Origin of the sequence: Kitasatospora sp. NPDC051984 (genome assembly GCF_044593455.1) — a bacterium.
GTDB lineage: Bacteria > Actinomycetota > Actinomycetes > Streptomycetales > Streptomycetaceae > Kitasatospora.
The window spans coordinates 76,344-86,283 of sequence record NZ_JBIUCB010000028.1 but is presented as its reverse complement, the minus strand read 5'-3'; the positions used below and the strand labels follow the sequence as shown (position 1 = coordinate 86,283).

The following is a 9,940-nucleotide window of genomic DNA, read 5'->3' as shown; positions in this document are numbered from 1 at the left end:
AACTCAAGCGGCTGGCCGGACGCGGAATCCTGGTCGAACCCGAGCCGGGCCTGTTCACCCAGCCACGGCCATAGAAGGCTGACCGGTCCGAGGCCGGCCCGCCTACCCCAAACGAAAGCTCGAAACGGACATCACGTTACTTACCGTCCTCTCAGGTCCCGGGGAACGGCCAGTTCGCACGGGTAGCACAGCGTGAGCGTGATCCGCCTCCCCTCGCGCCTGAGGCCGACCGCGCCGCACCGCTCGCAGATCGACGCGCTGCGGGCGGCGAAGGTCTCGACGATTGTCCGGAGGCGATCGGACTCGGCGCTGCTCCGGTTGCCGCCCTGCTTCCACGGCCTCGGCGAGGCCTGAAAGGCCAGCACGGCGAACTTCTGTTTCACGGCGCCGAGTTCGTAGTCGGGGAACTCCGCGACAACCGCCCGATGACAGTCGATCACCAGCTGCCGCCAGCCGGGGCCGATCTCGGGGCGGGCCGGCGGCGTCGGGAAGTGCGGACCGAGCAGCTCCAGAACAGCTTGCTCCGCCGGTACGGTCCCAGTCATTGTGCGCCCCCCTTGTTGATCACCTGGCCCAACACTCCACGATGGCGGTCCACTTGCGCACCCGAATTCGATCCGTCGGTGCTGTCTGCGCCGCTGTCCTGACCCCCGGATAGGGTCCGGCCGTACCCGATCCACCCGAGGAGCGCGCAGCATGAGGTCGCCGGACGAACTCGACCAGGTCGACTGGGCGGAACTCTCGCACGCGTACGGCTCGGCCGAGGACGTCCCCGAGTTGATCCGCGGCTTGTACGCGTCGGAGCCGGCGGCGCTCGACGAGGCGGTGTACGAGCTGTTCGGCACGGTCTATCACCAGGGCGACGTCTACGCGGCGTCCGGCCCCGCCGTCCCGTTCCTCGCGCACGCCGCACGGCACGGAGCGGGCCGCCGGGTCGATGTGCTGTTGCTGCTCGCGATGATGGCCGATCACGAGCCTGGCCAGGTCGGTTCGGCCCGCTGGGGGCGCAATCCGGTGTCCGGGGTCTGCGCGGAGCTGTGCCGGGTGCTGCCCGACCTGCTGCCCTGCCTGACCGACGCCGATCCGGAGCTCCGGCAGGCCGCCCTGCGGGTGGTCGCCGCCGTCGCCGACCTCCTGCCGCCGGACCTCGCCGCCGACGTCACGGCCCGGATCGGCGAGCTGTTCGAGAACGACCCCGTGCCCGAGGTGCGCGCCGACGCGCTGCTGACCCTCGGCGCGCCGGGGCGGCCGAAGTCCGCCTCCGACGTGCCCGAAGTACGGCTGGCCGCCGCCGTGTTGGCGGCCGAGCTCGACGGCCCGCCGTACCCGCCCGAGCTGGTCGAGACCTTCGCCGTCGAAGGTGCGCGCCCGCCGTGGGACATGCCGTGGGCGAACGGCCGGACCCTGGACAACCGGCTGACCCGCCTGCTCGCCCGCGACCCGGACGCGGCACTGGCGGTCGCGGCCCGCTGGATCGCCGCCGGCGACCAGGGCACCCGGGGCACCTGGCTGGCCGAACGCACCGTCGAGACCTGGCGCGACCGCGAACTCGAGGTGCTGGACCTGCTGTTGGCCGCCCTCCCCCACCAGCGCGATGGCATCTCCGCCCACCTGCGCACCATCGCCCACTGGATCGAGCGCCTGCCCGCCCCGAACGCCACCCTCCGCGACACCCTTTTCGCTCACGCGGCCACCGACCCGTCCGCCCTGCTCGGCCTGGTCCGCGCCCGCGACCCGCGTGCCCTCGATCTGCTGTCGCCCCACTCCGATCCCCAACTACTGGCGGAGGCAGCCCGGTTGATGCCCTCGGGCCGCTTGGTTCCGCTGATCCGCCGCCGGCTCGCCACCGCCCCCGACCTGCACCTGATCGCCGCTCTCCCGGCGCTCGGCGAGTCCGCCCGCGCGGCCGTGCCCGAACTGCTCGACTGCCTGCGCAAGGGCACCAGCTACCTCGCCGTCGCCGCGGCCCGGGCTCTCGGCCAACTCGGCACCGTCGGGCCGGAGTTGCTCGACCACCTCGCCACCGCCGCCCGCAGCGAGGACTCCTCGCTCCGGATCGCCGCCACCGTCGCCCGCCACCGCCTGACGGGCGACGCCGCACCCGCGCTCGCCGCGTTCCGCGAGCTGCTCACCTCATCTCCCCAACCCCGTTGGTGCGCCGACGAGTTGCCCTCCCTCGGCCTGGCCGCCGCACCGCTCCTGCCGCTGCTCGAACCACTGCTGACCGCCCGCGACTACATCCGGTTCGCCGCCGCCGACGCCCACCACCGCCTGTCCGGCTCACCCACCCTGGCAACTCCCGTCCTGGCCGACCTGGTTGCCCCCACCGACCTGGGTCTCTCCGCCCTCCGTTCCCTCGCCACCACCGGCCACCTCCCCGACTCCCTCCGCCCCACCCTCCGCGCCCTCGCCTTCTCCCCTCACCCCCTGATCCCCGACGACCCCCTCGCCTCCACCGGCGGCGGCCACGCCGACCACCAACTCCGCACGCTGGCGCTCGACTTGCTGGCCGGTCAGGGCTCGTAGACCATCTCCGGGAAGCTCCCCGAGGGCCCGTCCAGCAGGTGGTCGTCGTGGCCTCGCAGCCAGCGGTCGAAGAAGCTGCCGACGTACGTCCGGGTCGCGAGCACCGCCCGCTCGGGTCGGATGTCCCCGATGTCGCCGCGCAGCGCCTCGGTGGAGATCGCACCCTGGCGGGCGAGTTGCGGCAGCAGGGATTCGGCGTCGGTGTACGAGCCGTGGCGGGAGCCGTCGAGGGTGAAGTCGGCGTGCCAGCCGGTGCTGTGCTGCCACAGGGCGTCCCAGCCGGGCTGCTTCTGGTAGGGGCCGGAGTCGTCGTTCCGGGTGCCGAGCAGCAGGAACGGGCGGTCCAGGCCCTTCTCGGCCACGTCGGTCAGATAGACGCCGGTGTTCCCGTCCGGGCCGGGGAAGTGCAGCTGCCCGTCCATGTTGACGGCCGCCTTGATCCGGGGGTCGTCGTGCATGGCCTGAAGGGCGGTCGAGCCGCCGCCGGAGTGGCCGACCATGCCGAGTCGATCGAGGTCGAGGGCGGCACCGACGCCGGGCGGCAACGTGCCGGAGTACTTCAGCCGCGCCAGCTCGTCCAGAACGAACTTGGTGTCGTCCACCCGAGTGCCGATCATTTTGCGCAGCAGCGCACCGAAGTCCAGGCCCGGCTGACCGAACATCCCCGCGACTGTCGAGGTGGCCAACTCGCCGTTCGGGAGCGACACTTCGGACGCCTCCCAGGTGTGGTCGACCGTCACCACGACGTAGCCGCGCGACGCCAGATCCTCCACCAGCCCGGTGCCCCAGGTCCGCGGGTCCCCCAGCCCCGCCGAGTACAACACCACCGGCCGGGCCTTGCCCGGCAACGCCGGCACATCGACCCGAGCGTGCGTGCGCACACCCGACCAGTCGGTGCGGTCGGCCTCGAAGCCCTGGTTCATCTGCCCAGCACTCCCGGCACTGCCGAAGTGCGCCCCCGCGTCGGGCGTCATGTACGCCGCCCGCTCACCGCCCGGCGCGGCCCGCCCGGTCGGATACCAGATGCTGATCATCAACTCCCGGGCCCGCCCGGCCTTCCACGGATCCTCCCGCCCCTGATCCACCAGGTGCACGCTGGTCGTCCCCACCGCGAACGGCCCCGTCGGCACCGGCAACGCCGCCGTCGCCAACCGCCCGCCCGACCCCGGCACCTGCGCCACCGCCACCCCGCCGGAAGCCCCGACCACACCCAGCGCCACCGTCGCCGCCAGCACCACCGCCGCCATCGCCCGTCCCCGCCTGCGCATCGCCCGTCCCCTTGCTCTCGTTCCCCGTGCGCTCTTCGGCACGGGTGAGAAGGTACGGGCGGGACGGGTACGAAGCCGTCATACTGCGGAGCCAACTCGCCTGGGGCTACTCCGGTATGACACTCCTGCGGCACTGGTCTTCGCCGAAGCTCCCGGCGTGCTCACAGCTACCCGTCGAACCGCCGCCATTGCAGGCCGAGTTCGAGCAGCGGACGCAGTGCGCTGCGGTGGCGGGCGCCGATCCAGACGTCGGCCTCGTCCTCGTTGAAATAGCTCGGCGAGACGCCGGCAACGATGCCCGGTCCGACCAGGAAATCGGTCGGCGCGACGGGAGCCATGAACGTCCGTAGCGGCACGCCCTGCAGGCAGGGCCCCAGCACGGGCAGCAGGTGCCTGGGGAAGTTCCGCAAGGCAGCAGTGTACGGGGCGGTCGAGGCCGCCTCGTAGAGCGAGAATTGCAGCAGGTACCTGCTCAGCGGCTCCTGCTCCAGAACGGCGGCCCCGCCCAACTCGCCGACCCACACCGCCGGGTCGCTGTCCGTGGCATCGACCTCCCACGGGATCGACCAGTCCCACCCGCCCTGGTTCTCGTCGGCGAAGACCAGGAAGCCCGCGCTGCTGTCGGGACGCACCGCGCCGACCGACCTGATCCGGTTCTGGCCCCCCAGGATGTCCGGGTACCTCTCCGCGAGCCGGTAGAAGTCGGCCAGTGCGGGCGGAATGGAGCGGGGTATCTCGCCGACCGCCCGCGGTTCAACCGCCTCCGGGTGCCAGCCCGTGACGAAGAGCTCCAGCGCCCTTCCCGGCTCCGAGTCCACATGGTCGAGCCAACCGAGCCCCGGCAGGCCGGGTGGTGCGACGGTCGGCCGGACGATGTCGAGAATCTCGCGGCTCAACGGCGGGTCGATTGCCAACTCGCAGCTGTCGAGCTCGCCGTCGGTCCACGCACTCCCCGTGGCCCCGCCGACGGCGAACACCTGCGGCTCCGCACCCACGAGGTCGAACGCCGCTCCCACATCGACCAGGTCCGAACGCTTCAGAGGCACCCGCGGAGCATTTCGACGACAATGTGCCCGCCGCGTCCCCCGCCGCGGGCAGGACTTGCCAGTCCGACACCACACATCAACACATGCCCACCTCAAACACACCCACCGCCGCCACAGGAAGCGCACAACTCCCGACCACCACAAGCAACATGACGAACCATCAGCCACCTAAATCGGCCGGATCAGTAAACGTTTCGATCTTCCAGAACGTCATACCGATCGGACGGCCCGCCAGCCGGGCGGCCGTACGGCGGAGGGAACGGCGAGCGATGACGGACGGCAAGCGGGCGGGCAGCAGGGGGCGGGTCAGATCGGCTCAGGTCGCGGCGGGTGTGGTCGCGGTCGGGGCGGTCACGGCGCTCGCGGTGGGGCTGACCACGGGTGGCAGTAGCGCCCCGGTGCAGCAGTCGCTCTCCGCGACCAACCCGGAGACCACGGCGCCGGGCACCGCCTCGCCCCCGGCGAGCCCGTCCCCGTCCCCGTCCTGGGACGGCAAGGTGAGGGTGCTGGGCGACGGGTCCACCTCCGACGCGGGGCCGCAGCCCAACCAGTTGAAGATCGAGAAGCTCAAACCCGGGGAGAAGCCACCGCAGTTCGTGGTGTTCTCCTGGGACGGCGCGCTGGAGAACGACGACCACCTGTTCTCCCGGTTCCGGAAGCTGGCGAAGGAGAACAACGCGACCATGACCTTCTTCCTCTCCGGGATCTACCTGCTCCCGGAGAAGAAGCACGGGCTCTACCGGCCGCCGCAGCACGACGCGGGCAGCGCGGCCATCTCCTTCCCGACCGAGCAGCACGTGAAGGACACGCTCAATCAGCTGCGGCTGGCCTGGCAGGACGGCAACGAGATCGGCACCCACTTCAACGGCCATTTCTGCGGCCCGAAGGGCGGCGGCGACTGGAGCACCGACGAATGGCGCAGCGAGATCGACCAGGCCGTCTCGTTCGTCACCGACTGGAAGACCAACACCGGGTTCGCGGGCGAGGCGCCGCTGCCGTTCGACTACCGGAAGGATCTCGCGGGTGGCCGCGCGCCGTGCCTGGAGGGGCAGAAGAACCTGATACCGGCCGAGAAGGAGCTGGGTTGGCGGTACGACGCGAGTTCTCCGGGCGAGTTCCAGGTGTGGCCGTCGAAGAACAGCGGGGTGTGGAACTTTCCGCTCCAGCTGCTGCCGTTCGGTGACACCCAGGTGCTGTCGATGGACTTCAACTTCCTGGCCAATCAGTCCGGCGACAGCACCCACGGCGATCCGAAGAAGTACAACGCCTGGGAGAAGCAGACCCGCGACGGTTACCTGGACGGGTTCGCGCGGGTCTACAACGGCAGCCGGGCGCCGCTGTTCATCGGGAACCACTTCGAGACCTGGAACGGCGGCATCTACATGCAGGCGATCGAGGACGTGATGAAGTCCGTCTGCAAGAAGCAGGACGTGCGCTGTGTGTCGTTCAAGGAGCTCGCCGACTGGCTGGATGCCCAGGACCCGAAGGTCCTGGACCAGCTCCGCCGGCTCGATCCGGCCCAGGCGCCGGACTGGCCGACCTACCTCAAGTAGCCTGCGGCGGCATCATCCTGTCGCTTTCATGTAGGCGGCCCAGATCCCGGCGGGGGTGGTGTAGTCGGGGGTGGTCGGGGCGGCTCCGGCCACCCCGGCCAGGGGGAGGAGTTCGAGCGTCTTGGTGTCCATCCGGAACAGTGAGACGGCGGTGGTGACGGCGCCCCGGTAGCCGACGAACCAACCTGCTGTCCGGGCCTGGTTGACGCCGGTCTTTCCGGCGGCGCCGGGGACGGCCTGGCCGACCTCCTTGCCGGTGCCGTCCTTGACCGCCCCGCGCAGCGCGTTGTCGACTTCGGTGGCGACGCGTGCGGGCGCGGCCCGGACGGCGGTGGGGCGTTCGACGGCGAGGCCGTCGCCGTTGCGGCTGATCCGGTCGACGGAGTAGGGGTCGGTGCGCATGCCCTGTCCGCCGAAGGCGGTGTAGGCGTCGGCCAGCCGGATCGCGCTGGGCGTGGAATTGCCGAGCGAGAAGCCGGGGGTCATGTCGCCCAGGCTGTCGGGGAGGAGCCCGAAGCCGAGGGCGCTCTTGCGGACGTTGTCGAGGCCGATGTCCATGCCGAGTTGCTGCATCGGGCCGTTGACGGACTGTTCGACGGCGGTCCGCAGGCTGATGGGGCCCCAGTTGCGGTCGCCGTCGTTGGCGGACTTGGCCTTCTTCCCGTCGCGTGCCCAGTAGGGGCCTTCGGGGGTCTGGAGGTCGACGCCGTTGTCGCCGTTGTAGCTGGTGGTGGGTTGCACGGGCGCCCTGGGTCCTTGCCGTTCGCGTTGGACGCCCTGGTCGAGGCCGGCGGCGTACACCAGCGGGGTGAAGGCCGAACCGGCGGGCACGTTCACGGTGTTGGCGTTGTTGAAGCCCTGTTTCAGGTAGTCGGGTCCGCCGTAGACGGCCAGGATGCGCCCGTCCGCGTTGACGGAGGCCGCGCCGAGGTGGACGTTCTGGTCGGCGGGCCGGTGCTCGGGGTCGAGGTTCTTCGCGGCGTCCTGGACGGCCTGGGTGAGCGCGGTCTGCCGGGGCTTCTCGAAGGTGGTGTAGATCTGGTAGCCGCCGAGGTCGAACTGGGCCGGGGAGATCTCGGCGTGGCTCTGTGCGTAGCTCTTCGCCAGGTCGACCAGGTAGCCGGTCTGCCCGCTCAGGCCGGCCTGTTGCGGCGGGGCCTGCGGTTCGGGGAAGACGGTGTAGCGGGCGCGTTCCTCGGCGGACAGCTTCCCGATCTTGACCATCCGGTCCAGGATCCAGCCCCACCGTTCCACCGCCCGGGCCCGGTTCTCGCCGCCGAGCGCGGGGTCGTACAGCGACGCGCCCTTCAGCACGGCGGCCAGGAACGCGCCTTCGCTGGCGTTGAGTTGGTCCACGTCCTTGCCGTAGTAGGCCTGCGCGGCCCGCTCGATGCCGTAGCTGCCGCGGCCGAACCAGCTGATGTTCAGGTATCCGCTGAGGATGTCCTGCTTCTCGACCTGCTGGTCGAGCTTGAGAGCGATGAACGCCTCATCGAGTTTGCGGGAGAAGTCCTGGCGCTGGTTCAGGTAGGCGTTCTTCACGTACTGCTGGGTGATGGTCGAGCCGCCCTGGGTGTCACCGCCCGACCCCATCCGGTAGAACGCCCGGGCGATGCCCTTGACCGAGACTCCGGGGTCGGAGTAGAAGTCTTCGTTCTCTGCCGCGAGCACCGCCCACTGCACCTGCTCGGGCACCTGCTCCAGCGGCACGTCCTGCCGGTTGACCAGGCCGATGCGGGCCATCTCGGTGCCGTCCGCCCAGTAGAAGACGTTGTTCTGCTGGGTGGCGAACGCGTTGAGGTCCTTGGGAATGTCCGTCCGGATGTACATCACCACGGCCGCGACGGTCAGCACGCCGACGCTTCCCGTTGCCAGCAGCAGCAGTTGACGCCACGACGGGAGCCAGCGCCGTAAGCCGCTGCGGCCGGTGCGCGGGTAGTCCGGGCGCAGCTTCGACAACCGACGCCGGGCGCCCTGTTCGGCACCCTCGTGTCCCGCGTCCCGACGCGGTCTCGACTTCGGTGTCCGGACGGGCCATCGCCTGGCGCGTACCGCCGACCCGTCCGTTTCCGTTCCCTCTGCCCCGACCGCTTCGTTCGGCTCGCCGGACACCATGCGTTCCCCGATCTGCTCGACTGGCAAATCTCTCCCTCACTGTGGACGCGCCCAGCACCCCGCAGGTGTCAACCCGTCCGGTGTGATCATCACCACGCCCACCCGTCATGCTCCGGCCCTCACAGCCCGCCCGCCGCCTCTGGTACCGTCGCGCTCTTCGCCGCTCGCGCTCTTCGCCGCTCGCGCCAGGCGACGGGCGTGCTGAAGGTCCTGGAGACGGCGGCCACGACGACCCGGCACCCTCATCCCCGTGGCTGCTCGACCTGCCGGCGGGCCGGATCCGCGCGGACCAGCGGCGCTGGCTCGACCTGGTCATCTCCCGTGCCGGACAGGACACATCAGGGGCGGATCTCGCCCGAGCCCCGGGGAATCAGCGTGGTGGGGAGCTCCAGCCGTGTGGGCGCACCGGCGTCCCCGGCCAGGCGGGCGAACAGGCGGCGGGCGGCGAGGGTGCCGAGGGCGGCCGGGTCCTGGGCGACCACGGTGAGGCCGGGGGTGAGCAGGTCGGCGAGCTCCAGGTCGTCGAAGCCGACCACGGCCGGGCGGTGATCGGCGGGGAGGTGGTGCAGAGCGGCCAGGGTGACGCGGTTGTTGGCGGTGAACAGCGCGGTGACGGCGTCCGGTCCGGCGGTGAGACGGCGCACCGCCTCGCCGACCCGGGCGCGGTCGGTGGGGCCGCAGTCCACCCAGCGTTCGTCCACCGGAAGCCCGGCCCCGGCCATCGCGGCACGGTAGCCGCGTTCGCGTTCGGCGGCGGTGTGGATGGCCCGCTGGTCGCCGATGTAGCCGATCCGGCGGTGGCCGTGGGCGATCAGGTGCTCGGTGCCGCAGCGGGCGCCGCCCGCGTTGTCGCTGAGCACCGCGTCCGCGTCGATGCCGCCGGCGGGGCGGTCGAGGAACACCACGGGCGTACCGGACTCGATCTCCGGCAGCAGGTACCGGTGGTCGTCCCCGGCCGGCACGACGATCAGCCCGTCCACCCGGCGGGCACAGAACGCGAGCGCCAACTCCCGCTCCCGGTCGGCCTGTTCGTCGCTGGAACCGGTGAACAGAAGGCACCCCTCCGCCGCCGCGACCTGCTCGACGGCCCGGGACAGCGCGGAGGAGAACGGGTCGCTGATGTCCTCCAGCAGCAGCGCGACGCTCGCGGTGCGCCCGGTCCGCAGCAGCCGCGCACTGTCATTGCGCCGGAACCCGAGCGCCTCGATCGCCTCCCGCACCCGCCCCGCCGTCCCGGCCGTCACCCCGGGCTCCCCGTTGACCACCCGGGAGACGGTCTTCAGCCCGACCCCGGCCGCCGCGGCAACGTCCTTCATGGTCGGTCGGACACCGGTGCGGAGGCTGCTCGTCATGCCACGGAGAATAGTGCGGGTACCTCCGGCCCGCTCCGATCGGGCCTCAGCCCGCGGTAACCGAACCTGCCCGGCGTGCT

7 protein-coding genes are annotated in these 9,940 nt (G+C 71.2%); 2 read left to right on the top strand and 5 right to left on the bottom strand.

Going from position 1 to position 9,940, the window contains the following annotated elements; genetic code table 11:
- Nucleotides 1-140: 140 nt before the first annotated feature.
- Entirely contained in the window at nucleotides 141-545 is a 405-nt protein-coding gene (locus ACIHEI_RS33155) for a hypothetical protein (RefSeq protein ID WP_396609311.1), read from the bottom strand.
- A gap of 151 nt (nucleotides 546-696) precedes the next feature.
- Here ACIHEI_RS33155 and ACIHEI_RS33150 point away from each other — a divergent pair, with 151 nt between their 5' ends.
- Nucleotides 697-2,526 carry a hypothetical protein gene (locus ACIHEI_RS33150; RefSeq protein WP_396609310.1) on the top strand — a complete coding sequence of 610 codons (1,830 nt, stop codon included), beginning with the start codon at nucleotides 697-699 and terminating at the stop codon, nucleotides 2,524-2,526.
- Here the strand turns inward: ACIHEI_RS33150 and ACIHEI_RS33145 are convergent.
- Nucleotides 2,514-3,794 carry an alpha/beta hydrolase family protein gene (locus tag ACIHEI_RS33145; protein WP_396609309.1) on the bottom strand — a complete coding sequence of 427 codons (1,281 nt, stop codon included), beginning with the start codon at nucleotides 3,792-3,794 and terminating at the stop codon, nucleotides 2,514-2,516. The genes ACIHEI_RS33150 and ACIHEI_RS33145 overlap by 13 nt on opposite strands.
- Before the next feature lie 167 nt (nucleotides 3,795-3,961).
- Entirely contained in the window at nucleotides 3,962-4,771 is an 810-nt protein-coding gene (locus tag ACIHEI_RS33140) for a hypothetical protein (RefSeq protein WP_396609308.1), read from the bottom strand.
- A gap of 338 nt (nucleotides 4,772-5,109) precedes the next feature.
- Here ACIHEI_RS33140 and ACIHEI_RS33135 point away from each other — a divergent pair, with 338 nt between their 5' ends.
- Nucleotides 5,110-6,393 carry a hypothetical protein gene (locus ACIHEI_RS33135; RefSeq protein ID WP_392956019.1) on the top strand — a complete coding sequence of 428 codons (1,284 nt, stop codon included), beginning with the start codon at nucleotides 5,110-5,112 and terminating at the stop codon, nucleotides 6,391-6,393.
- Nucleotides 6,394-6,405: 12 nt separating this feature from the next.
- Here the strand turns inward: ACIHEI_RS33135 and ACIHEI_RS33130 are convergent, their stop codons facing one another.
- Both ACIHEI_RS33130 and ACIHEI_RS33125 read right to left on the bottom strand, forming a co-directional pair.
- Nucleotides 6,406-8,352 carry a transglycosylase domain-containing protein gene (locus ACIHEI_RS33130; protein WP_396609307.1) on the bottom strand — a complete coding sequence of 649 codons (1,947 nt, stop codon included), beginning with the start codon at nucleotides 8,350-8,352 and terminating at the stop codon, nucleotides 6,406-6,408.
- A gap of 494 nt (nucleotides 8,353-8,846) precedes the next feature.
- The gene (locus ACIHEI_RS33125; RefSeq protein WP_396609306.1) at nucleotides 8,847-9,860 is read right to left on the bottom strand and encodes a LacI family DNA-binding transcriptional regulator; all 1,014 of its coding nucleotides are present in this window, start codon (nucleotides 9,858-9,860) and stop codon (nucleotides 8,847-8,849) included.
- Nucleotides 9,861-9,940: the final 80 nt, after the last annotated feature.